Consider the following 21,725-nt stretch of genomic DNA (forward strand, 5'->3'; position numbering starts at 1 on the left):
CCCTTCGGGCAGTCCGCGCAATGCCGCGACCGCAGCACCGGTCGCGGCATTTCCCTTTTCCGGTTTCCCGGAACTGAAATACGAAAGGCATTCCCCAAGCGAATTACCGTGTCTTCTCCTGGCTTCTTCTTCCCCGTATCCCCGATCGCAAACACCAGGGTTTCGCCAGCGTTTCACGGAGTTCTCGACCGTGTGATCGACTCCACATCCCGTCCGTTTTGCCTGGGTATATACAGGCAAATCCACCGCTCTTCGCGCTCGCGCGAATAACATATACCGACACCGCTGCCCACCCCTCAGGGACATGCAATTCAGAATTTCGCTCGGTAAATTCCCTCCTCATGACCGCCGCACAAGCAGCCATGACCGTAGAAAGCCCACGAGTGGAGGACGGAGCCGCGATCTGGCGTATCGCCCGCGATTCCGAGGTACTGGACCTGAACTCCTCGTACAGCTATCTGCTGTGGTGCCGCGACTTCGCCGCCACGTCACTGGTCGCGCGCGACGCCGACGGGGAGCCGATCGCCTTCGTCACCGGATACCTCCGGCCCGACCGCCCCGGCACCCTCGTCGTCTGGCAGATCGCCGTCGACGACGCACACCAGGGACGGGGCCTTGCCGGGGTGCTCCTGGACGCGCTGACCGTGCGGACGACCCCCGACGCCGTCGAGACGACCATCACGCCGGACAACGCCGCCTCGGACCGGCTGTTCACCTCCTACGCCCGGCGCCACGGGCTCCACCTGGAGCGCGAGGTCCTCTTCGACGGGGACCTCTTCCCCGACGGCGCCGGCCACCAGCCCGAAGTCCTGTACCGCATCGGACCCTTCCAGCCCACAGGAGAAACGCTGTGACCATCGCCCCGCCCGCCCTGAGCGTCTTCGAGACCCTGGAGTCGGAGGTGCGCAGCTACTGCCGCGGCTGGCCCACCGTTTTCGACCGCGCCCAGGGCGCCCGTCTCGTCGACGAGAACGGCCGCGACTACCTCGACTTCTTCGCCGGCGCCGGTTCCCTCAACTACGGCCACAACAATCCCGTACTGAAACGCGCCCTGATCGACTATCTGGAGCGCGACGGCATCACGCACGGCCTCGACATGGCGACCACCGCCAAGCGCGCCTTCCTGGAGACCTTCCAGGAGGTCGTCCTGGAGCCGCGCTCGCTGCCGTACAAGGTGATGTTCCCGGGGCCGACCGGCACCAACGCGGTGGAGGCCGCGCTGAAACTGGCCCGGAAGGTGAAGGGCCGTGAATCGGTGGTCTCCTTCACCAACGCCTTCCACGGAATGTCGCTCGGTTCGCTCGCCGTCACCGGCAACGCCTTCAAGCGGGCCGGCGCCGGTATCCCGCTGGTGCACGGCACCCCGATGCCGTTCGACCACTACCTCGACGGGCAGGTCCCCGACTTCCTCTGGTTCGAGCGGCTGCTGGAGGACCAGGGCTCGGGGCTCAACAAGCCCGCCGCCGTGATCGTGGAGACGGTCCAGGGCGAGGGCGGCATCAACGTCGCCAGGAGCCAGTGGCTGCGGGCGCTCGCCGACCTGTGCAAGCGCCAGGACATGCTGCTGATCGTCGACGACATCCAGATGGGCTGCGGGCGCACCGGCGCGTTCTTCTCCTTCGAGGAGGCCGGCATCACCCCCGACATCGTCACGCTGTCGAAGTCGATCAGCGGGTACGGCCTGCCGATGTCGCTCTGCCTGTTCCGGCCGGAGCTGGACCTGTGGGAGCCCGGCGAGCACAACGGCACGTTCCGCGGCAACAACCCGGCCTTCGTCACCGCCACCGCCGCGCTCGACGCCTACTGGGCCGACGGCCAGATGGAGAAGCAGACGCTGGCGCGCGGCGAGCAGGTCGAGCAGGCGCTCCTCGCCCTCTGCGAGGAGAACTCCGCCGACGGCGCCCACTTCCGGGGCCGCGGCCTGGTGTGGGGCCTGGAGTTCGCGGACCGGACCCGGGCGGCGAAGGTCTGCGCCCGCGCCTTCGAGCTGGGCCTCCTCCTGGAGACCTCGGGTCCCGAGAGCCAGGTCGTGAAGATGCTGCCGTCGCTCACCATCACGCCCGAGGAGCTGGACGAGGGACTGCGCACGCTGTCCCGCGCGGTCCACGAGACCGTCTGAACCACCCGTACACCCAAGGGAGTTGCACCACCGTGATCGTCCGATCGTTCAAGGACATCGAGAACACCGACCGCCACGTCAGGGCCAGGTCCGGCACCTGGGAGAGCAAGCGGATCCTCCTCGCCAAGGAGAAGGCCGGCTTCTCCCTCCACGAGACCGTGCTGTACGCGGGCACGGAGACGTCCATGTGGTACGCCAACCACATCGAGGCCGTCCTCTGTGTCGAGGGCGAGGCCGAGCTGACGAACGACGAGACCGGCGAGACGCACTGGATCGAGCCCGGCACGATGTACCTGCTCGACGGCCATGAGCGGCACACCATGCGCCCGAAGACCGACTTCCGGTGCGTCTGCGTCTTCAACCCGCCCGTCACCGGACGGGAGGACCACGACGAGAACGGGGTGTACCCCCTGCTCACGGAGGAGGCCTGATCATGACCGACGTACTCACCAACAGCACGGACCTGACCGACCTCTACCCGACGCGCGGCGCCTCCGAGGTGCTCACGCCCCGCCGGGACCCGGTGGTCTGGGGGCCGGCCGGCCCGCACCTGGAGTCGTACGAGCGGGACGGCTTCCTCGCCGAGCCGGACCTGCTCACCGACGCCGAAGTGGCCGTCTACAAGCAGGAGCTCGACCGGCTGATCGCCGATCCGGCCGTACGGGGCGACGAGCGCGCCATCATCGAGCCGAAGTCGGGCTCCGTGCGCTCGGTCTTCGAGGTGCACCGGATCAGCGAGGTCTTCGCCCGGCTCGTACGCGACGAGCGGGTGGTGGGCCGGGCCCGGGAGATCCTCGGCTCGGACGTGTACGTCCACCAGTCGCGGATCAACGTGAAGCCGGGCTTCGGCGCCTCCGGGTTCTACTGGCACTCGGACTTCGAGACCTGGCACGCGGAGGACGGGCTGCCGAGGATGCGGACGGTGTCCGTGTCGATCGCGCTGACCGAGAACCACGACACCAACGGCGGTCTGATGATCATGCCGGGGTCGCACCGGACGTTCCTCGGCTGCGCGGGCGCCACCCCGAAGGACAACTACAAGCGCTCGCTCCAGATGCAGGACGCGGGCACCCCCTCCGACGAGGCGCTGACCAGCCTCGCCGACGCGCACGGCATCCGGCTCTTCACCGGCCGGGCGGGGTCGGCGACCTGGTTCGACTGCAACGCCATGCACGGCTCGGGCGACAACATCACGCCGTATCCGCGCAGCAACGTCTTCATCGTCTTCAACAGCGTGGAGAACGCGGCGGTGGAGCCGTTCGCCGCACCGGTGCGGCGGCCGGAGTTCATCGGGGCGAGGGACTTCACCCCGGTACGGTGACGGGCGCGGGCCCCTGGCCCACCCGTCGCCGCGAACGCCCCGGACACGCCCCCGCACATCAGGCCTCGGCCTGGCGTCCGGGGGCGTCCGCGCGCCTCGCCCCGGCCGGTGTCAGCCGCCCAGGACCTCCAGGGCGCGGTCCACGTCCGCCGTGCCGTTGTACAGGTGGAAGGAGGCGCGCAGGTTGCCCGCGCGGGCGGACATCAGGATGCCGGCCTCCCGGAGCGCGTCCTGGCGGTCGCCGAGGCCGGGGACCGCGACGACCGCGGAGACGTCCGCGACGGGCGTCTGCCCCAGGGTGGTGAGCCCCTCCCGGAAGCGGGCCGCGAGCGCCTTGACGTGGGCCTCGATCCGCTCGATGCCGATCTCTTCGAGCAGCGCCAGCGAGCGCGCGGCGCCGTGGTACGAGAGGAAGGCCGCGGGCTCGTCGAACCGCCGGGCGGAGCGGGCCAGTTCGCGGACCGGGCCGTAGCTGTTGGCCCACATCTCCTCGCCCGTGACCCAGCCCGCGTGGATCGGCAGCAGGGAGTCCTGAGCCTCCTCCGTGACCGTGAGGAAGGACGCCCCGCGCGGGCAGAGCAGGAACTTGTAGCCGCCGGACACGGTGTAGTCCCACTCCCCCGCCCGCAGCGGCAGCCACCCCGCCGACTGGGTGGCGTCGAGCAGCGTACGGGCCCCGTGCGCGGCCGCCGCCGCCCGTATCGCCGCCAGATCGGCCGTCCGGCCGTCCGCCGACTGCACGCACGAGAAGGCGACGAGCGCGGTCTCCGGCCGGACGGACTCGGCGAGCCGCTCCAGCGGCACGAAACGCGTCTTGAGGTCGCCGCGCACGGTGAACGGGGTGATGACGGAGCTGAAGTCCCCCTCGGGGAAGAGGATCTCGGCCCCGGTCGGCATCGACTGGGCGATCATCCCGACATGGACCGAGACGGAGCTGCCGACGGCGACCCGGTCGGGGCGGACCCCGGCGATCCGGGCGAAGCGGGCACGGGCCTCGTCGACGATGTCGAAGCTCCCCGCGCCGTCGGGGCGGCCGGCCGCGGTCTCCTCGGCGAGGAGCGTGATCGCCTCGATGGTCCTGCGCGGCAGCAACCCGCAGGCGGAGGTGTTCAGATAGGTCTGCTTCGGCGCGAACTCGGCTGTGCCGAGGGGGTGCAAGAAATCCATGGCCCCAGCCTGGGTTCCCCTCGACCTCACGTCAACGACGCGTGATCAAGGGGGGTGCCGCGCACTGCTCACACGTCACAGAGGCCGTCGGCGGGCCGGGCTTCGCCGGGCCGGGAGACGCCCCGGCCCGGCGGCACCGCTCGCCGTGCGGTCAGCGGCGCGGAACACCGAGCGGGTTGTCGTCCCGCAGCTCCGGCGGGAGGAGGTGCTGCGGGGTCGACTGGTACGTGACCGGGCGCAGCCAGCGCTCGATCGCGGTGGCACCGACCGAGGTGGAGGTGGAGGTGGTGGCGGGGTACGGCCCGCCGTGGTGCTGGGCGGCCGCGACCGCCACGCCGGTCGGCCAGCCGTTCACCAGGACGCGTCCGGCCAGCGGGGTGAGCTCGGCGAGGAGGCCGGGGGCGTCCGGGTCGTCGCCGGCCGCGATCTGCAGGGTGGCCGTGAGGTTGCCGGGCAGCAGGGAGAGGACCTCGCTGATCTCCTCCCGGGAGGCGTAGCGGGCGATGACGGTGACGGGGCCGAAGCACTCCTCCAGGAGCAGTTCGTGACCGCCCTTGAGGAGGATCTCCGCGTCGACGGTCAGGACACCCGCGCTGACCGTGTGCTCCCCGCCGGCGCCCGGGGTGACCGGCGCGACCACGCCGGGAAGCCCGGCCCGCTCCCGGACACCGGTGACGAAGGCGTCGCGCATCCGGTGGTCGAGCATGACGCCCGGCTCGGTCTCGCTGACGGCCGCCGTCAGCGACCCGACGACGCCGTCGCCCGCTTCGCCTCGCGGTGCGAGGACGAAGCCCGGCTTGGTGCAGAACTGGCCCTTGCCCAGGGTCATGGAGCCCGCGAGTCCGGCCCCGATCTCCTCGGCCCGCTCGCGCGCCGCCGCGTCGGTGATCACGACGGGGTTGAGCGAGCCGAGCTCGCCGTGGAAGGGGATGGGGACGGGCCGGGCGGCCGCCGCGTCGAAGAGCGCGCGCCCGCCGCGTACCGAACCGGTGAAGCCGGCCGCCGCGACCAGCGGGTGGCGGACGAGCTCCACGCCCGCGTCGAAGCCGTGGACGAGGACGACGACGTCCTCGGGAAGTCCGGCCCTGGCGGCGGCCCGGCGCAGCAGGGAGGCGCAGAGCTCGGAGGTGGCCGGGTGATCGGGGTGGGCCTTGATCACGACGGGGCAGCCGGCCGCCAGCGCGCTCGCCGTGTCGCCGCCGGGGACGGAGAAGGCGAGCGGGAAGTTGCTGGCCGCGTAGACGGCGACGACCCCGAGCGGGATCTTCCAGCGGCGCAGGTCCGGGGTGGGCGGCGTCGACGTCGGGTCGGGCAGGTCGATGCGCACGTCGAGGAAGGAGCCTTCGTCGACGACGTCCGCGAAGGAGCGCAACTGCGCGGTGGTACGGGCGAGTTCGCCGGTCAGCCGGACCGGGCCGAGGGCCGTCTCGGCGTCGGCCGCCTCGATCACGTGCGCGGCCGCCTCGTCGAGGAGGTCGGCGGCGGTACGGAGCAGGGCGGCCCGCGCCGTACGGTCGGCGAGCGCGTCCCGGGCGGCGTACGCGGCCCGTACGGCCTGGTCGACCTCGTTCGCTGTGGCTTCCACCGCAACCTGTTCGCGCGGCTTCCCCGTCCGGGGGTCCACACTCCACACTGATTCAGCCGCCACCGACACGCCCCTCTTCACGACCTGTTCGCTATTCTGAACACGGTTCCTGTAGGTGAATGGGACTCTATTGACGGGCGGGCCGTCTCCACAAGGGGCGGCGACGAGAGGGGCGACGTGATGTCGACGGCCGACACGGGTGGGTCACAGGTCAAGTCCGCTGTACGGACGGTGGAACTGCTCGAGTACTTCGCCGGGCGGCCCGGAATGCACTCGCTCGCCGCCGTCCAGGAGGCGGTCGGCTACCCCAAGTCCAGTCTCTACATGCTGCTGCGCACCCTGGTCGAGCTGGGCTGGGTGGAGACCGACGCGACCGGCACGCGGTACGGCATCGGCGTCCGGGCCCTGCTGGTCGGCACCTCGTACATCGACGGCGACGAGGTGGTGGCCGCCGCCCGGCCCACCCTGGACCGGCTCTCCGACGACACCACCGAGACCATCCACCTGGCGCGGCTCGACGGCACCAACGTGGTCTATCTGGCGACCCGCCAGTCGCAGCACTATCTGCGGCCGTTCACCCGGGTCGGCCGCCGGCTGCCCGCCCACTCGACCTCGCTGGGCAAGGCGCTGCTCGCCACGTACAGCGACGAGCAGGTCCGGAAGATGCTCCCGGAGACGCTGCCGGCGCTGACCGAGCACACCCTCACCGACCGCGAGAAGCTCATCGAGGAGCTGCACCTGATCCGCGAGCAGGGCTTTGCGGTGGACCGCGAGGAGAACACCCTCGGGCTGCGCTGCTTCGGCATCGCGATCCCGTACCGGACCCCGGCGCGGGACGCGATCAGCTGCTCGGTGCCGGTGGCCCGGCTCACCCCCGGACACGAGCAGATGATCAAGGACGCGCTGTTCGACGCGCGCGACCGGCTGACGCTGGCGACCCGGCGGCTCTGAACGGGCGGGCCCGCGACGGCGGCTCCGAACAGGCCCGTCGCCGTGGGTCAGCGCGCGGCCAGGGCCGCCTGCCACACCGGGCTGTCGACGTAGTGGTTGTCGAAGCGCTCCGAGGACTCCTTGATCTCCTCGAAGCTCGCCTCACCGCGCATCACCCGGCCGAGCAGCCGCAGATAGTCGAACCGGGCCATGCCCGGCGTGAAGACGAACAGCACGTCGGCCTCGGCCCCCGGCGCGGCCGCGAAGGCGTGCGGGGTGTGCGGCGGCACCAGCAGGAAGTCGCCTTCCTCCAGGACGCTCAGCTCCTCGCCGACCAGGACCTGGAGCGAGCCGCCGAGCACGAAGAACATCTCCGACGCCTTCGTGTGGAAGTGCGCCGGGGCGCCGACCGCGCCCTTCGCGAAGGACGAGCGGTAGCTGGTGAGCAGACCGCCGGTGGTGTCGGAGTCGGCGAGGAGGGTCATCACGCTGCTGGGGTCGGCGGTGGTCTCGGCGTCGGCGGCACGGGTCAGGAGCGGGGCGAAGGTCTGCGTCGTGTTCATGAAGATCACTCTATGAGCTCCGGTGACCTGAGGCAGGGTGCATTCTCCAACTGAAATCATGGGTCAATTCCCGTGGGTGGAGGCGCTTCTCCGCCGTGCGGCGGAGGCGGTTCGTCGCCCGGCAGGAGGTGGAGGGGGTGGGCCACGGGACAGCGTGGAGCCATGACACAGACCGCTCACCTCCCTGCCCCGGCGCCCGCCGCCATCCGGCCGAGCGCCGCCCGCCGGATCCTGCGCACCCTCGCCGCAGTGGCCTGCCTGCCCTACATCACCCTCAAGATCGCCTGGGTGGCGGGCGGCGAGACCGGTATCCCGGCCGGCAGTGTGCTCCTCGACCACCGGGCGCTGATGATCGTCGCCAACTCCGTCTCCGTCGTGGCGGACGCCCTGGTCGTGGTGCTCGCCCTGCTGCTCACCCAGCCCTGGGGTCTGCGGGTCCGGGCCTGGCTCCTCGCGGTCCCGATGTGGGCCGCGAGCGGGCTGCTCGCCCCGATCATGATCGGCTTCCCCGCGCAGTGGGCCACCTCCCTGTTCACCGGCCCGCAGAGGCACGCCGCCGGTGGCAGGCCGTTCCTCGACGAGTGGGTCTTCGGCGTCGTCTACGGCGGTTTCATCGTCCAGGGAATCGCGCTCGGCACGCTGTTCTTCCTCTACACCCGGGACCGCTGGGGCCATCTCTGGAGCGGCGCCCTCGGTGATCTGCCCGTCCGCTTCTCCGGCACAACGACGCGGGTCACGGCCGTGGTCGCCGCCCTGCTCGCCGTCGTGGCGGCCGTGCCGCACGTGATGTGGGCCCTCGGTTCGACGACCGGCCTCGCGGCGGCCCGCGTCGCCGAGCGCACGTCCGACTTCCACGTGCTGGAGTGGACGCGCCTCTTCTTCGCCGCCGTCGCCGTCGTCCCCGTCCTGCTGCTGGTGTTCCAGCGGGCGCGCTCTCTCCCGGTCCGTACGGCGCTGGCGGCGGGCTGGGTCGGCTCGGGCGCTCTGGGCTGCTGGGGCGCGTACATGGCCCTGGTGTCGCTCCTGCCGGGAACCGATCCGGTCGAGGCGCACACCGGGCTGATGCGGCTCGCCTACGCTGGGGAAATGATCAGCGGATTCCTGCTGGCGGGCTGTCTGGCCGTCTTCCTGCGCCGCCGGAGCGCGAGCGCGTGAGACGACCGTTCACGCTGGCGACGGGGCGCGAGCGCGTGGGGCGACGGCTCGGGCCGCTGACGGGGCAGCGGGTCAGGCTCCGATGGGTCCATCTGGTCCTGGGCGGCGCGCTGTTCATGCCGTACTGGCTGGTCGGCACCGTGGTCATGGGCCCGCTCACCGGGACGTCGATGTTCTCCGGCGGCGTCACCCCGCACGTCGGGGCGTACGCGATCGGACTGCCGCTGGCGGCGCTCACCTCGCTCTTCCCGCTGACCCGGCCGATGTCCGTGGCGGCGGCGCGGGCGCTGTGCGGCGTCGCGCCGGACGGGCTCGCGGACGGCCCCGCCAGGGGCCGGGGCGCCAAGGCGCGGACGGCGGGCTGGTTCACGCTCCATCTGGGTATCGGCGCGCTGGTCAGCGGCGCGACCCTGGCGCTGCCGCCGTTCGCGGTGACGCTGCTGGTCCTGCCGTTCTCGGCCGGGCTGCGCCAGTCCGAACTGGCCGCGTTCTGGGGGCTCGACCGGTCATGGGCGCTCTGGCTGTACGTCCCGGCGGGCCTGCTGATGCTGGTCGCCCTGGCCGCCGTCGCGGCGGGCGCGGGGGCGTTCCTCGCCCGGCAGGCGCCGCGGCTGCTCGGTCCGAGCCGGGCGGACCGGCTGACGGCGGCCGAACGGCGCGCCGCCGAACTGGCCGTCCGCAACCGGCTCGCCCGCGAACTGCACGACTCCGTCGGCCACGCGCTGAGCGCCGTCACCCTCCAGGCGGGCGCCGCCCGCAGGGTCCTGGACTCGGACCCGGAGTTCGTACGGGAGGCACTGGCCGCGATCGAGGAGACGACCCGGCGCACGGTCGGTGAACTGGACGCGGTCCTCGGTCTGTTGCGCCAGGGCGACGACGGGGCCGGCGGTGGGTTGCCGGGCCCGGACCTGGCCGCGCTGGACTCGCTGCTCAGGGCCGTGGGGGGCCGGGCGGAGCTGACGGTGAGCGGAGAGCTGGAGCGCGTACCGGACGCGGTGTCGCGGGAGGCGTACCGCATCGTCCAGGAGGGTCTGACCAACGCCGCCCGGTACGCGGGCGGCGCGCGCGTGACCGCGCGCGTCAAACTGCACGACGAGGAGCTGGAGATCACGATGGAGAATCCGCTGCCCGGCCGCGCGCCGGTGGTCCGGCCCGACGGGGGACGCGGCCTGCGCGGCATCGCCGAACGGGCCCGCCTGCTCGGCGGCACGGCCGAGGCGGGCCCGGCGGACGGCGTCTGGCGGCTCGCGGTCCGTCTGCCCCTGGGAGGCGGACGGTGATCAGGATCGTGCTCGCCGACGACGAGCGGATGGTCCGCACGGCCCTGCGGGTCATCCTGGACGCGGAGCCGGACCTGACGGTCGTCGGCGAGGCGGCCACCGGTGCCGAAGCGGTGTCGGTGGTACGCGAGCTGCGGCCGGACGTGGTGCTGATGGACGTACGGATGCCGGAGACCGACGGGATCCGGGCGACCGAGCAGATCCTCGGGGGGTTGCCGGAACCGCCGCGGATCGTGGTGGTGACGACCTTCGAGAACGACGCGTACGTGTACGACGCGCTGCGGGCGGGAGCGGCCGGGTTCCTGCTGAAGCGGGCGGCGGCGGAGGAGCTGGTGGGCGCGGTCCGGCTGGTGGCGCGCAGCGACTCCCTGCTCTATCCGGCGGCGGTACGCGGCCTGGCGGCCGAGCACGCCCGCCGCCGCCCGCCGAAGGCGCCGCCCTGGGCGGCCCGGCTCACCGAGCGCGAGGCGGAGGCGCTGCGGCTGGTGGCGGCGGGCCTGACGAACGCCGAGATCGCCGCCCGCATGGGCGTCGGCCCGGCGACGGTCAAGACCCATGTGGCGGCGGTTCTGGCGAAGACCGGCGCCCGCGACCGCACGCAGGCGGTGATCACGGCGTACGAATCGGGGTTCATCACCCCGCGATGACCCGGCCTGTCGGCGCATGAACGTTTCCTGAGAAACGGGACACATCCGGAACGGTCGCCGCCCCTTCGTTCGTCCCGCCTATGGGATGAACAAGACGATCAGGCGCGCCTCGGTCTTCGCGCTGCTCCTGGTGCTGGCCCTGCTGGGCCGGGCGACCTGGGTGCAGGCGTACGAAGGCAAGGCCCTCGCGGACGACAAGGACAACCGGCGGAAGGTCATGGCGCGGTACGCGCAGCCGCTCGGGGACATCATCGTGGCCGGTTCGCCGGTCACCGGTTCGAAGAAGACGGAGGGGACCGACCTCGCGTACAAGCGCCGCTACACGGACGGCGAGCTCTACGCGGCCGTCACCGGCTACAGCTCGCAGGCGTACGGCGCCACCCAGCTGGAGGGCATCTACGCCGATGTCCTGGACGGCACCGACACCCGGCTGAAGAACCCGCTGGACGCCCTCACCGGCAAGCAGCAGGAGCCGGGGGACGTGCTCACCACGATCGACCCGGACGTCCAGCGGGCGGCCTACGAGGCGCTCGGCGGGAAGAAGGGCGCCGCCGTCGCCCTCGACCCGAAGACCGGACGGATCCTGGGTCTGGTGTCCACCCCGTCGTACGACCCGTCGAAGATCGCCGGTCTCACGGACGGCTCCGAGTGGCGGGCGCTGACCGGCGACGAGGACAAGCCGCTGGTCAACCGGGCGCTGCGGCAGCCGCTCCCGCCCGGCTCGACGTTCAAGCTGGTCGTCGCGGCGGCGGCCCTGGAGGACGGACTGTACGGCTCGGTGGACACGGCGACCGCCAGCCCCGATCCGTACACGCTGCCCCACACGCGGACCGTGCTGAGGAACGAGAACGCGTCCGCGCCCTGCGAGAACGCCACCATCCGCACGGCGCTGCGGTACTCCTGCAACAACGTCTTCGCCAAGATGGCCGTCGACCTCGGGCAGGACAAGGTGAAGGCGATGGCGGAGGAGTTCGGCTTCAACGACGCCGAGCTGGACGTGCCCGTACGCGCCTACGCGAGCGTGTACCCGTCGGGTATGGACGAGGCGCAGACGGCGCTGACCGGTATCGGCCAGTTCGATGTGACCGCCACTCCGCTCCAGATGGCCATGGTGTCCGCCGCGATCGCCAATGACGGGCTCATGGCGTCCCCGCACATGGTCTCCCAGGTCGTCGACTCCGACGGCGACACCCTCGAGTCCTCGGAGGACGGGGACACCCGGCGCGTCGTCTCCTCCTCGACGGCGGAGCAGCTGCGCAGCGCCATGGTGACCGTGGTGGAGGAGGGCACGGGCACGAACGCGGCCCTCGCCGACGCCGAGGTGGGCGGCAAGACGGGCACCGCGCAGCACGGCGAGAACAACAGCAAGACGCCGTACGCCTGGTTCACGTCCTACGCCAAGGACGCGGACACCGGGAAGGAGGTCGCGGTCGCCGTCATGATCGAGGACTCGGGCGCGGCCCGCTCGGAGGTCAGCGGCAACGGGCTGGCGGCCCCGGTGGCGCGGAAGATGATGAAGGCGGCCCTGGACTAGGGCCTCTCGTTCGGATCATGCCGGAGAGCACGGGGCGGTGGGGCCGGCTGGTCGGCGGGGCCCGGGGCACGGTATGCAAGGTCCCCGGCTGGTCGGCGAGGCACGGGGCACGGTATGCAGGGTCCCTGACGATCCGGGCGTTCCGAGCACGGATTCGACCTCGCGGAGGACCGCAGTGCGACTGCCCCGTTCCCTCTCCGGCTGGACCATGGCCGTCTTCGGACTGCTCGCGGCGGCCATGGGGGTGGTGGGGCTCCTCGCCCCGGACATCATGCTCACGGCCATGGGCTTCGAACCCGTACCCGCCGCGAGCCGCGCGGAGGGAGACCACACCCTCGTGTTCCTGACGGCGTCCTCCATAGCCGCGCTCAATATGGGCGTGTACTACGTCCTCGCCTCCCTCGCCGACTGGAAGCCCTTCTTCCGTTGGACGGTCCCCTTCCGCCTGCTCACCTGCACGGTCTTCACCCTCGCGGTCGTCACGGGCCGCGCACCGGCCGGTTTCCTCGGCGTGGGCCTCTGGGAGGGCCTGGGCGCACTGGCGACGGCTGCGGCGCTCCGGTACGAGAACCGGTCCGGACGGGATGGTGCCCGGCGGCACGCTGTCTCGGATGTCGACGGCGTCTGCCCTGGGTCCTGATCGCGGCGATGACGGCCGTCCAGCGGGAGGCGCCGCCGGACGCGGTTGGCCGCACGGCGGCGACGGGCGACCGGCCGGCCCCCCGACGTCTCGGGGCCTTGTCTCAGCCCAGCGCCCGCAGGGCGTCCCGTACCGCCGCGAGGTCCGGGTTGGAGGCCAGGCCCGCGTGGTAGAGGCGGAGTTCGGTCGCCCCCGCGCCGGCCGCCCGTTTCGCGTCGTCGGCCAGGGTCCGCGGGGAGCCTCCCATGCCGGTGACCACCTGGAGGTTGGCCGCGATGACGGAGGCGGGGCCCGCGTGCGGCGCGAACGGGGCCACGGAGGCGGCCGGGGTGACGACGCCGTCCGCGACGCCGAGGACGTGGGCCGGGTCGGTGCCGACGTTCGCGCCGCAGCGGTGCGGGAGCGGGTCCGCGTGGAGCAGGACGCGGAAGCCGGGCGGGGCGGCGGCCCGGACCGCGCCCACGGCGGCCTCCTGGAGGGCCCGGGCGGTCCGGACGCGCCAGGCCAGGACGGCGTCCGCCTCGGCGGCGCGGAGCCGGCCCGCCGGGCCCCCCGCCCAGACCGGCTCCAGGGCACCGCGCACGGCCGTGGCCAGCTCGTCCGGGTCCAGGCCCTCCTCCCCGTACCCCTGGCGGCAGGAGGGGCAGAAGCAGAGCGACATCAGGTACTGCTCCGCGTCGCCGAGCGGCACGCCCGCCGTCTTGTCGTGGGCGTGGAGGTGGGCCAGGCCGTACCAGCCGCAGGACTCCAGCTCGGTGCCGACCGCCCCGGGCCGTACCGCCGCCTCGGCCGCCAGATCGACCAGGAAGGCGCGGACGTCGGGCCGGGCGATGCACGGCGCCCAGGGATAGCGGTCGCCGTACGCGTTGACGACCGAGGTCTGCGGGTGCTCGGCGCCCAGCCGGGAGTTGTGCGCGAGGACGACCCAGCTGTGCACTTCGAGACCCGCGCCCGCGAGCGCCTCGGCGGCGTGCCCGTACGCGTCGCCCGGCGCCCACTCCCCCGCCGGGTACGGTCGCAGGTCGCGCCCGGACCAGCGGGCCGGGTCCGGCGGATAGAGCACGGCGGCGTGCTCGGCGGTGACGATCCGGTGGGCCGGGTGGCGCGGGGTGAGCGCCCGCGTGGAGTGGTAGGCGGAGGCGAGCGTGACCTGGGCGACGCCGAGGTCCGCGAGCCGGTCCGCCGCCGCCGGATCGCCGACGACGTCCCAGGGGTAGACGAAGGTGCCGGCCCTCATGCGTCACCCCCGAGGAGGGCGCGCCCGTGCGCGATGATCCCGGCGAGTTCCTTCAGATGCTCCGGCGCGGGCTCGCTCAGCGGCGGCCGTACCTCTCCCACGTCCAGGCCTCCCATCCGTACCGCCGCCTTGACGAGCGAGACCGCGTATCCGCGTCCCTTGGCGCGGAGTTCGACGAGCGGCCGGTAGAAGCCGTCGACGAGCCGGTTCACCGTGGCGTCGTCGCCGGCCGCGAGGGCGCGGTGGAAGGCGAGGGCGATGTCGGGGGCGAAGCAGAAGACGGCGGAGGAGTAGAGCGCGACGCCGATGCCCCGGTAGGCCAGGCCGGTGAGCTCGGCGGTGGGCAGGCCGTTGAAGTAGAGCAGGTCGAGTCCCTCGGAGCGGACGGCGCTGATGATCCGCTGCATGAGGTCGAGGTCGCCGAGGCCGTCCTTGAGGCCGATGACGCCCTCCGCCCGGGCGAGGGCGACGGCGGTCTCCGGCGTGAGGACGGCGTTGTCGCGCTGGTAGACGATGACGTCGAGGGAGGTGGCGGCGGCGAGTTCGGTGTAGTGGCGCAGCAGGCCCGGCTGGTCGGCGACGACGAGGTACGGGGGCATGGCGAGGAGCCCGTCGGCGCCCGCCTCCTCGGCGAGCCTGGCGTACTGGACGGCCAGCGCCGTGCCGTACCCGGCGCCCGCGACGACGGGGACCCGGCCGGCGGTCTCCTCGACGCCGGCGGCGACGCAGGCGCGGAACTCCTCGGGCGTGAGGGCGTGGAACTCTCCGGTACCGCAGCAGGCGAAGACGGCGCCGGCGCCCGCCTCGACGCCGGCGCGCACATGGGCGCGGAAGAGGTCGAGGTCGACGGTGCCGTCCGGGCCGAAGGCGGTGACGGGGAAGAACAGCAGGCCGTCGAGCCGGTCGGCGAGCGGGGCTGAGGTCACGGGCGCTCCCAGAGAAGTCCGTCGTGCACAATTCTGATTGCCGTCCATATTCATGAACACACTCACGCTAGAGCAGCGCCGGAGCGCAGGTCAAGGCAGAAACCCGCGCCCACGCACGCCCCTTGACGGTTCGTGAGCCGCTCCCTAGCGTGTCCATGGTTGTGAATACGATCTATGGACGGAGATTTGCTCCATGCCCACACCCCGCACCGTCCTGCTCACCGGCGCCGCAGGCGGCGTCGGCACCCTGATGCGGGAGCTGCTGCCCGCCCACGGATACGAGCTCCGGCTGCTCGATCTGGCACCCGTCGACGGCGCGCCCGACGCGATCGTCGCCGATCTCGCCGACCGGAAGGCGCTCCGGGAGGCCGTCCGGGGTGTCGACGCCATCGTCCATCTCGCGGGGATCTCGCTGGAGTCCACCTTCGAGAAGATCCTCGCCGCCAACATCACCGGCCTGCACCACCTCTACGAGGCGGCACGGGAGGAGGGGGTACGCCGGATCGTCTTCGCCTCCAGCAACCACGCCGTCGGTTTCACCCCGCGCCCGCGCGACGGCGATCCGTTGGTCCCGGTCGACACCCCGCACCGGCCCGACACCTTCTACGGCCTGTCCAAGTGCTTCGGTGAGGATCTGGCCCAGTTCTACTGGGACATGCACGGGATGGAGACCGTCTCGGTCCGGATCGGCTCCTGCTTCCCGGAGCCGACCTCGGTGCGGATGCTGTCGGTGTGGCTGAGCCCGGCCGACTGCGCCCGGCTGCTGCACGCCGCGCTCACCGCCGAGAACGTGGGGCACACCGTGGTGTACGGCTCCTCGGCCAACACCCGCCTGTGGTGGGACCTCTCCACGGCCCGGGCGCTCGGCTACGAACCGCGGGACGACTCGGAACGGTTCGCGGAGCGGATCATCGCCGAGCAGGGCCTGCCGTCCGACGACGATCCGGCGAACGCGAACCTGGGCGGCCACTTCTGCACCGACCCGCCGCGCTGGCCCCACTGACGGCCGGCCGGTACGGAGAACGTACGGGTGCCCCGGGGGCAGGCGGCCGAGCAGGCTCTCCAGGCGGTCGTCCGGCGCGGACGCGTCGATCTCGACCGAGAGGGCCCGGCAGCCTCCGCCGCCCTGAGAAGCGGAGGTGGGGGCGGGCGACGCCCAGCTGGTCATGGCCCGCTGGACCGGCGCGTACAAGTCCGGCAACGCACGCGCCGCCCGGAACCATCCCCGTAACCGAAGTGGCCGAAGCGAGCGAAGGTAAGGGAACGGCAAAGCGGTCTCGCTCGTTACCCCTGGCATGACCGCTATGACCCCCGGCTCGAACATCCCTCTCTCCGCCGCGCGCGTGGCGGTGGACGTCGCCGCCCCGGTGCGGCTCGACGTCTCGGGCCTGCTGCTCACCTCCGAGGGCAAGGTGCGCTCGGACGACGACTTCATCTTCTACAACCAGCCGGCCGGCCCCGGTGTGACGTACCGCTCCGGCGGCGGCACCGCGCCGGACGCGATCGTCGTGGACACCGGTGCGGTACCGGCCGACATCGAGAGGATCGTCGTCACCGCCAGCCCCGACGCGGCGGGCCAGACCTTCCAGGGCATCGAGCCCACGGCGACCATCCGCGACGCCGACGCCGGCACCGTCCTCGCCACCTTCACCCCGCCCCGGCTCGGCACGGAGACGGCGCTGGTCGTCGTCGAGATCTACCTGCGCAACGGCGCGTGGAAGGCGCGAGCCGTCGGCCAGGGGTACGCCGAGGGGCTCGCCGGCATCGCCGCCGACTTCGGCGTCTCGGTCGACGAGGAGCCCGCGGCGGCGCAGGCCGCGCCGGTCGCACCGCCCGCCCCGGCGGCGCCCCCGGCGGCCGCCCCCGCGGACCCGCGGCTCTCCGCCCCGACGCCTCCGCCGCCCGCCGCGGCCCCCGCCGCCCCGGCCGCCTCCCCGGGGAAGATCAACCTCGACAAGGGCCGGGTCAGCCTCCAGAAGAACCAGACGGTGTCCCTCGTCAAGGGCGGCCGACCGCTGCTCTCGCAGGTGAAGATGGGTCTCGGCTGGGAGCCGGCCTACCGCGGCAAGGACATCGACCTCGACGCCTCCGTGATCGCCTACGGCCCCCAGCGCAACCACCTGGACAGCTGCTACTTCGGCAAGCTGTCCATCCTGAACGGCTCGGTCAAGCACTCCGGGGACAATCTGACCGGCGAGGGCGCCGGCGACGACGAGGTCATCGTCGTCGACCTCGGCCGTCTCCCCGCCGACGCGACCGGACTCGTCTTCACGGTCAACTCCTTCTCGGGGCAGAAGTTCACCGAGGTCGCCAAGGCGTACTGCCGGCTGATGGACGCGGCGACGGGCGAGGAGCTGGTCCGCTTCGACCTCACCACGGCCGAGCCGCAGACCGGCGTGATGATGGCCAAGCTCATCAAGCAGTTCTCCGGCGAGTGGGAGATGACGGCGATGGGCGAGTTCGTGAAGTCCCGGACCGTCCGGGGCATGGTGAAGCCGGCCGCCCAGGCCCTCTGATCCCGGTCGGCCGGCCGCGCGCCGGTGGGGGTCCGGTCGGAAAGGTGTCCGCGACCCGCCGCCGGCCAGGGTCGGCCGACCGAGGTCAGCGGCGGGACCGGCGGCGCCACGGTCCGGTGATGGCGAGCAGGAGCCCGGGCTCCTGGATGCAGGCGTAGAGGGTGTCGCCGTCCGGCGAGAAGACGACGCCCGCGAACTCGCTCCCGTTCAGGTCGTTACGGGCGATGGGGTAGGTGCGGCCGCGGTCGGTGGCGCCGAAGAGATGCTGGACGCCCTCGCCGTCCTCGGCGATGACCAGACCACCGTAGGGCGAGACGGTGATGTTGTCGGGGCCGTCGTAGCCGGACGCCACCCCCAGCAGCACCTTGAGCGTGAGGGTGCGGCGCTTGGGGTCGTAGAACCAGACCTGACCGTCGTGCGCGGCGCCGGGGCTCTCCTCACGGGCGTACGAGGAGACGATGTAGGCGCCCGAGTCGGCCCACCACATGCCCTCCAGCTTGCGGGCGCGGGTGACCTCGTGGTCCGCGAACTGGGCACGGACCTCGACGGTCCGGGCGTCACGGTCGGGGACGTCGACCCAGTCCACGCCGTAGACGGTGCCGATCCGGGTGGCGCGGGAGAGGTCGTCGACGAACCGGCCCGCCGAGTCGATGCAGCGGGGCGCCTGGAGGCGCCCGGCGTCGTCGGCGAGGGTGCGGAGCCGGCCGCGGCCGTGCTCGAAGCCCTGCGGCGGAACCCAGCGGAAGAACAGGCCGTTGGGCTCGTCGGCGTCCTCGGTGAGGTAGGCGTGGCCGCGCTTCGGGTCGATGACGACGGCCTCGTGGTCGTAGCGGCCGAAGGCCTTGATGGGCTTCGGGTCGCGGTTGGCACGGCGGTCGTACGGGTCGACCTCGAAGACGTAGCCGTGGTCCTCGGTCATGCCGTTCTCGCCGGCGCGGTCGGAGTTCTCCTCGCAGGTGAGCCAGGTGCCCCAAGGGGTCCTGCCGCCCGCGCAGTTGGTGGAGGTACCGGCGATGCCGACCCACTCGGCGACGGTGCCGTCGCGGTGCACCTCGACGACGGTGCAGCCGCCGGAGGCGGCCGGGTCGTAGACGAGGCCCTCGGTGAGCGGGACCGGGTGCTTCCAGCGGGACCGGGGGCCCTTGAGCTCATGGTTGTTGACCAGGAGGGTGACGCCCCGGCGGCCGTCGAAGGTGGCCGTGCCGTCGTGCTTCTGGGGCGTGAACTCCCCGGACTCCAGCGTGGTGACACCGCTGTGGGTGAGGACGCGGTACGAGAAGCCGGCGGGGAGGGCGAGCACACCCCGGGGGTCGTCCACGAGGGGGCCGTAGCCGAGCGGGACGCCGGCACCGTACGTCTCCGGCTCCTCGGCGGCGAGCGCCTCGGGCGCGGTGGCGAGCGCGCCGACCGCGCCGGTGAGCGCCAGACCGGCACCCCTGGCGGCGGACCGCTTGGCGAACTCTCTACGGTTGAGGGGCATGGCGATACGTCTCCCTGAGGTCACCCGATGTCGGGCACACGGTCCCGCGCACGCACGAACACCAGTTGAACGGAGAGGCCACCTTCCATGAACCTGCCAGCTTCCGGCCGGCGCGTCCTCGTCAGCGGTGCGTCACGGGGCCTCGGCCGCGCCGTGGCGCGGGCGTTCGCGTCCCACGGCGACCGGGTCGCCGTCCACTACGGCTCGCGTGCCGACGAGGCCCGCGAGACCCTCGGCTCGCTCGACGGCACGGGCCACGCGCTGGTCGGCGGCGACCTCGCGGATCCGGCCGGGGCAGCGGCGGTCGCGGAGGCGGCGGCCGAGGCACTGGGCGGGATCGACGTGCTGGTGAACAACGCGGCCGTGAACATCCGCCATCCGCTGCCCGACACCCCGTACGACGAGTGGGTGGCGCTCTGGCAGCGGCATGTGTCCGTGAACCTGCTGGGTACGGCGAACCTGAGCCATCTGGCGGCGCGGCGGATGATCGACCAGGGCGGTGGCGGCCGCATCGTCAACATCGGCTCGCGCGGCGCCTTCCGGGGCGAGCCGGACCACCCGGCCTACGGCGCGACGAAGGCCGCCGTCCACGCGCTGGGCCAGTCGCTGGCCGTCTCGCTGGCCCCGTACGGCATCGGGGTCGCGTCGGTGGCGCCGGGCTTCTTCGCCACCGAACGCGTGGCTCCGCGGCTCACGGGCCCGGAGGGTCCGGCCATCCTGGCCCAGAGCCCCTTCCACCGCGTGGCCACGGCCGAGGAGATCGCGGCGGCCGTCCTCTGGCTCGCCTCCCCGGAGGCCGAATGGTCCTCCGGCACGATCCTCGACCTCAACGGCGCGTCGCACCTGCGCACCTGAAGGGGGGCGTGGGGCGCCGCGCTCCCGTACGGGACGGGATCGGGCGCCCGCGAGCCGCCCCGTACGGGAGACGACCAGGCCGCTCGTACGGGAAGGGGGCACCCGCCCCGTACCGGAAGGCGCGCACCCGTGCGGCAGGTCTCACCCCCTGGCGCGCGACCGTGCCTTGAACGCCGCCTTGCGGGCCTCCTTGGCCACGGCCTTGTCGCGGTGCAGGCTGCCCATCGCCTCCAGGACCTCCGCCGTCGCCGGGTGTTCGACCCGCCAGGCCGCGTCGAAGAAGCCGCTGTGCCGGCCCGTCAGGCCCTCCACCAGATCCTGGAGTTCGTCCAGGTCACCGTCCGACTCCAGCTGCGCCGCGATCGTGTCGATCGCCAGCCAGAAGATCATCGACTCCGGCGGCGCCGGGATGTCCGCCGCCCCGCGCTCCGCGAGCCAGACCCGCGCCAGGCCGCCCAGCTCGGCGTCGTCCAGGACCTCGCGGACCGCCGGTTCCGCCTCCGCGCCGACCAGCGACAGCGCCTGCTGGCAGTGCAGCCGCCGCAGCGGCGACCCCGCGTCCGTGCCCCGTGCCGCGGCGAGCAGCTCCCGCGCCGCGGTCACCGCCTCCCGGCCGGCCAGCCAGCCCACGGTCTCGGCGCGCGCCGCCGTCACCGGGTAGCGGGCGAGCCCGTCGAGCAGCGCGTCGGCGCCCTTGCCGGCCAGGTCGCCGACGGCCGGCGCGTCCACGCCCGCTTCCAGCATCCGGGCGCGGACGCCGTAGAGGCCGAGCGGCGTCAGCCGCACCATGCCGTACCGCGTGACGTCCTCTTCGTCGACCGACGGGGCGGGCTCCTCGCCCTCCTCCGCCATCAGCGCCTCGTCGACGGGCTGGTACTCGACGAGTCCGATCGGTTCGAGCAGCCGGAACTGGTCGTCGAGGCGCATCATCGCCTCGGACACCTGCTCCAGCACGTCGTCCGTCGGTTCCCCCATGTCGTCGGGCACGATCATCGACGCCGCGAGCGCCGGCAGGGGCACCGGGCCCTCGCCCGCGCCGCCCTCGCCGACCGTGAGCAGATACAGGTTCCCGAGCACGCCCTCCAGGAACTCCGCCTCCTCCTCGGGGTTCCAGTCGAGCCGCTCGAAGTCGATCTCGCCGCCCTCGCCGATGAGCTCCGCGAGGTCGTCGAGGACGGGCGCGGTGGCGTCGGCGAACACCACGTCCAGCGCGTCGAGCCAGATGCCGAGGACGTCGAGCGGCGCACCGCCGCCGGTGAGGAGCGCGAGGTTCTCCCCCGCCGTGACCGTCCCGACCACATCGTCCGAGCCGTCGTCCGGGCCGTCGTCCGAGCCGTCCCCCGAGGCGGCGCCGGAACCGTGCCCGGCAGCCTCCTCCTCGACCTCCACGAGCCCGGTGTCGACCGCGATCCGCCACGCCTCGCTCGCGTACGCCAGGCCGTCCTCGTCCGCCGCCAGGCCCAGCGCCTCGGCGGCCGCGGGCAGTTGTCCGTCGACGAGCTCACCGCCCGCGCCGACCCCGGTCCCGGGCCCCGCCCAGCGGGCGAGCCGCACGGCGCGGGCGAGCAGGGGGGTGGCCAGGGCGTCCCGCGCCAGCTCCGCGTCCGAGTGCAGCTGAACGGGGGGCAGGGTGGGGCGGTCCGATGCCATGAAGGGTCTTCTCCTCGAAACGTACGTGGGGGTGACGGGCCCGGGTCGGTGGGGGACGGCCCTCAGCGTAGACGCAATTCCACCGGGGGCCGCCGGTTCACGGGTCCGTCAGCCTTCGTA

Annotated in this window: 20 protein-coding genes; 13 read left to right on the forward strand and 7 right to left on the reverse strand. The window is 72.7% G+C overall.

Annotated elements, in window-relative coordinates:
- Nucleotides 1-362 precede the first annotated feature (362 nt).
- Genes ectA through thpD form a run of 4 tightly spaced genes read left to right on the forward strand, consistent with a single transcriptional unit; the run spans nucleotide 363 to nucleotide 3,440 of the window.
- On the forward strand, nucleotides 363-854 hold the full coding sequence (ectA, locus tag ACWDX6_RS18380) for a diaminobutyrate acetyltransferase (protein ID WP_451485932.1): 492 nt from the start codon (nucleotides 363-365) through the stop codon (nucleotides 852-854).
- Nucleotides 851-2,119 carry a diaminobutyrate--2-oxoglutarate transaminase gene (gene ectB, locus ACWDX6_RS18385; protein WP_451485933.1) on the forward strand — a complete coding sequence of 423 codons (1,269 nt, stop codon included), beginning with the start codon at nucleotides 851-853 and terminating at the stop codon, nucleotides 2,117-2,119. The genes ectA and ectB overlap by 4 nt, the downstream gene beginning before the upstream one ends.
- A 32-nt stretch (nucleotides 2,120-2,151) precedes the next feature.
- Nucleotides 2,152-2,550, forward strand: coding sequence for an ectoine synthase (locus ACWDX6_RS18390; RefSeq protein WP_451485934.1), 399 nt, complete (start codon nucleotides 2,152-2,154; stop codon nucleotides 2,548-2,550).
- Nucleotides 2,551-2,552: 2 nt separating this feature from the next.
- Nucleotides 2,553-3,440, forward strand: coding sequence for an ectoine hydroxylase (gene thpD, locus ACWDX6_RS18395; RefSeq protein WP_451485935.1), 888 nt, complete (start codon nucleotides 2,553-2,555; stop codon nucleotides 3,438-3,440).
- Between the two features lie 111 nt (nucleotides 3,441-3,551).
- On the opposite strand, the gene ACWDX6_RS18400 is transcribed toward thpD, so the two are convergent.
- Both ACWDX6_RS18400 and ACWDX6_RS18405 read right to left on the reverse strand, forming a co-directional pair.
- On the reverse strand, nucleotides 3,552-4,607 hold the full coding sequence (locus ACWDX6_RS18400; protein ID WP_451485936.1) for an aminotransferase class V-fold PLP-dependent enzyme: 1,056 nt from the start codon (nucleotides 4,605-4,607) through the stop codon (nucleotides 3,552-3,554).
- Between the two features lie 151 nt (nucleotides 4,608-4,758).
- On the reverse strand, nucleotides 4,759-6,255 hold the full coding sequence (locus tag ACWDX6_RS18405; RefSeq protein ID WP_451485937.1) for an aldehyde dehydrogenase (NADP(+)): 1,497 nt from the start codon (nucleotides 6,253-6,255) through the stop codon (nucleotides 4,759-4,761).
- A 117-nt stretch (nucleotides 6,256-6,372) separates the two neighbouring features.
- Between ACWDX6_RS18405 and ACWDX6_RS18410 the strand changes: the two genes are divergently transcribed.
- On the forward strand, nucleotides 6,373-7,143 hold the full coding sequence (locus ACWDX6_RS18410) for an IclR family transcriptional regulator (RefSeq protein ID WP_451485938.1): 771 nt from the start codon (nucleotides 6,373-6,375) through the stop codon (nucleotides 7,141-7,143).
- Nucleotides 7,144-7,190: 47 nt separating this feature from the next.
- Here ACWDX6_RS18410 and ACWDX6_RS18415 read toward each other — a convergent pair whose 3' ends face one another.
- Entirely contained in the window at nucleotides 7,191-7,685 is a 495-nt protein-coding gene (locus ACWDX6_RS18415; RefSeq protein WP_451485939.1) for a cupin domain-containing protein, read from the reverse strand.
- Between the two features lie 162 nt (nucleotides 7,686-7,847).
- On the opposite strand from ACWDX6_RS18415, the gene ACWDX6_RS18420 reads away from it, so the two are divergent.
- From ACWDX6_RS18420 to ACWDX6_RS18440, 5 genes are all read left to right on the forward strand, one after another.
- On the forward strand, nucleotides 7,848-8,840 hold the full coding sequence (locus ACWDX6_RS18420) for a hypothetical protein (protein WP_451485940.1): 993 nt from the start codon (nucleotides 7,848-7,850) through the stop codon (nucleotides 8,838-8,840).
- The gene (locus tag ACWDX6_RS18425; RefSeq protein ID WP_451485941.1) at nucleotides 8,837-10,120 is read left to right on the forward strand and encodes a sensor histidine kinase; all 1,284 of its coding nucleotides are present in this window, start codon (nucleotides 8,837-8,839) and stop codon (nucleotides 10,118-10,120) included. The genes ACWDX6_RS18420 and ACWDX6_RS18425 overlap by 4 nt, the downstream gene beginning before the upstream one ends.
- Before the next feature lie 29 nt (nucleotides 10,121-10,149).
- Complete coding sequence (locus ACWDX6_RS18430; protein ID WP_451485972.1) at nucleotides 10,150-10,767, forward strand: response regulator; 618 nt, start codon at nucleotides 10,150-10,152, stop codon at nucleotides 10,765-10,767.
- Nucleotides 10,768-10,852: 85 nt separating this feature from the next.
- Nucleotides 10,853-12,301: a peptidoglycan D,D-transpeptidase FtsI family protein gene (locus tag ACWDX6_RS18435; protein WP_451485942.1), complete on the forward strand. Its 1,449-nt coding sequence runs from the start codon at nucleotides 10,853-10,855 to the stop codon at nucleotides 12,299-12,301.
- Between the two features lie 208 nt (nucleotides 12,302-12,509).
- Nucleotides 12,510-12,941 carry a hypothetical protein gene (locus tag ACWDX6_RS18440; protein WP_451485973.1) on the forward strand — a complete coding sequence of 144 codons (432 nt, stop codon included), beginning with the start codon at nucleotides 12,510-12,512 and terminating at the stop codon, nucleotides 12,939-12,941.
- A gap of 103 nt (nucleotides 12,942-13,044) precedes the next feature.
- Here ACWDX6_RS18440 and ACWDX6_RS18445 read toward each other — a convergent pair whose 3' ends face one another.
- Both ACWDX6_RS18445 and ACWDX6_RS18450 read right to left on the reverse strand, forming a co-directional pair.
- Complete coding sequence (locus tag ACWDX6_RS18445; RefSeq protein WP_451485943.1) at nucleotides 13,045-14,178, reverse strand: hypothetical protein; 1,134 nt, start codon at nucleotides 14,176-14,178, stop codon at nucleotides 13,045-13,047.
- Nucleotides 14,175-15,104, reverse strand: a complete 930-nt coding sequence (locus tag ACWDX6_RS18450) for a 5-dehydro-4-deoxyglucarate dehydratase (protein WP_451485944.1) — start codon at nucleotides 15,102-15,104, stop codon at nucleotides 14,175-14,177. The genes ACWDX6_RS18445 and ACWDX6_RS18450 overlap by 4 nt, the downstream gene beginning before the upstream one ends.
- A gap of 193 nt (nucleotides 15,105-15,297) precedes the next feature.
- On the opposite strand from ACWDX6_RS18450, the gene ACWDX6_RS18455 reads away from it, so the two are divergent.
- Together ACWDX6_RS18455 and ACWDX6_RS18460 are read left to right on the forward strand one after the other, a co-directional pair.
- Nucleotides 15,298-16,107 carry an NAD-dependent epimerase/dehydratase family protein gene (locus ACWDX6_RS18455; protein ID WP_451485945.1) on the forward strand — a complete coding sequence of 270 codons (810 nt, stop codon included), beginning with the start codon at nucleotides 15,298-15,300 and terminating at the stop codon, nucleotides 16,105-16,107.
- A 292-nt stretch (nucleotides 16,108-16,399) separates the two neighbouring features.
- Complete coding sequence (locus ACWDX6_RS18460; RefSeq protein WP_451485946.1) at nucleotides 16,400-17,620, forward strand: TerD family protein; 1,221 nt, start codon at nucleotides 16,400-16,402, stop codon at nucleotides 17,618-17,620.
- An 85-nt stretch (nucleotides 17,621-17,705) separates the two neighbouring features.
- Here the strand turns inward: ACWDX6_RS18460 and ACWDX6_RS18465 are convergent, their stop codons facing one another.
- Nucleotides 17,706-19,100 carry an alkaline phosphatase PhoX gene (locus ACWDX6_RS18465; protein WP_451485947.1) on the reverse strand — a complete coding sequence of 465 codons (1,395 nt, stop codon included), beginning with the start codon at nucleotides 19,098-19,100 and terminating at the stop codon, nucleotides 17,706-17,708.
- A gap of 87 nt (nucleotides 19,101-19,187) precedes the next feature.
- Between ACWDX6_RS18465 and ACWDX6_RS18470 the strand changes: the two genes are divergently transcribed.
- Nucleotides 19,188-19,955, forward strand: a complete 768-nt coding sequence (locus ACWDX6_RS18470; protein WP_451485948.1) for an SDR family NAD(P)-dependent oxidoreductase — start codon at nucleotides 19,188-19,190, stop codon at nucleotides 19,953-19,955.
- Nucleotides 19,956-20,096: 141 nt separating this feature from the next.
- On the opposite strand, the gene ACWDX6_RS18475 is transcribed toward ACWDX6_RS18470, so the two are convergent.
- Complete coding sequence (locus ACWDX6_RS18475; protein ID WP_451485949.1) at nucleotides 20,097-21,605, reverse strand: hypothetical protein; 1,509 nt, start codon at nucleotides 21,603-21,605, stop codon at nucleotides 20,097-20,099.
- Nucleotides 21,606-21,725: the final 120 nt, after the last annotated feature.

This window comes from Streptomyces sp. NPDC003027 (genome assembly GCF_053591435.1).

Bases quoted from the DNA above. Each gene is read 5' to 3' on its own strand.
- ectA (WP_451485932.1), top strand. From the start codon at position 363: ATGACCGTAGAAAGCCCACGAGTGGAGGACGGAGCCGCGATCTGGCGT.
- thpD (WP_451485935.1), top strand. From the start codon at position 2,553: ATGACCGACGTACTCACCAACAGCACGGACCTGACCGACCTCTACCCG.
- ACWDX6_RS18400 (WP_451485936.1), bottom strand. From the start codon at position 4,607: ATGGATTTCTTGCACCCCCTCGGCACAGCCGAGTTCGCGCCGAAGCAG.
- ACWDX6_RS18410 (WP_451485938.1), top strand. From the start codon at position 6,373: ATGTCGACGGCCGACACGGGTGGGTCACAGGTCAAGTCCGCTGTACGG.
- ACWDX6_RS18415 (WP_451485939.1), bottom strand. From the start codon at position 7,685: ATGAACACGACGCAGACCTTCGCCCCGCTCCTGACCCGTGCCGCCGAC.
- ACWDX6_RS18420 (WP_451485940.1), top strand. From the start codon at position 7,848: ATGACACAGACCGCTCACCTCCCTGCCCCGGCGCCCGCCGCCATCCGG.
- ACWDX6_RS18430 (WP_451485972.1), top strand. From the start codon at position 10,150: ATGGTCCGCACGGCCCTGCGGGTCATCCTGGACGCGGAGCCGGACCTG.
- ACWDX6_RS18435 (WP_451485942.1), top strand. From the start codon at position 10,853: ATGAACAAGACGATCAGGCGCGCCTCGGTCTTCGCGCTGCTCCTGGTG.
- ACWDX6_RS18440 (WP_451485973.1), top strand. From the start codon at position 12,510: ATGGCCGTCTTCGGACTGCTCGCGGCGGCCATGGGGGTGGTGGGGCTC.
- ACWDX6_RS18445 (WP_451485943.1), bottom strand. From the start codon at position 14,178: ATGAGGGCCGGCACCTTCGTCTACCCCTGGGACGTCGTCGGCGATCCG.
- ACWDX6_RS18455 (WP_451485945.1), top strand. From the start codon at position 15,298: ATGCCCACACCCCGCACCGTCCTGCTCACCGGCGCCGCAGGCGGCGTC.
- ACWDX6_RS18460 (WP_451485946.1), top strand. From the start codon at position 16,400: ATGACCGCTATGACCCCCGGCTCGAACATCCCTCTCTCCGCCGCGCGC.
- ACWDX6_RS18465 (WP_451485947.1), bottom strand. From the start codon at position 19,100: ATGCCCCTCAACCGTAGAGAGTTCGCCAAGCGGTCCGCCGCCAGGGGT.
- ACWDX6_RS18470 (WP_451485948.1), top strand. From the start codon at position 19,188: ATGAACCTGCCAGCTTCCGGCCGGCGCGTCCTCGTCAGCGGTGCGTCA.
- ACWDX6_RS18475 (WP_451485949.1), bottom strand. From the start codon at position 21,605: ATGGCATCGGACCGCCCCACCCTGCCCCCCGTTCAGCTGCACTCGGAC.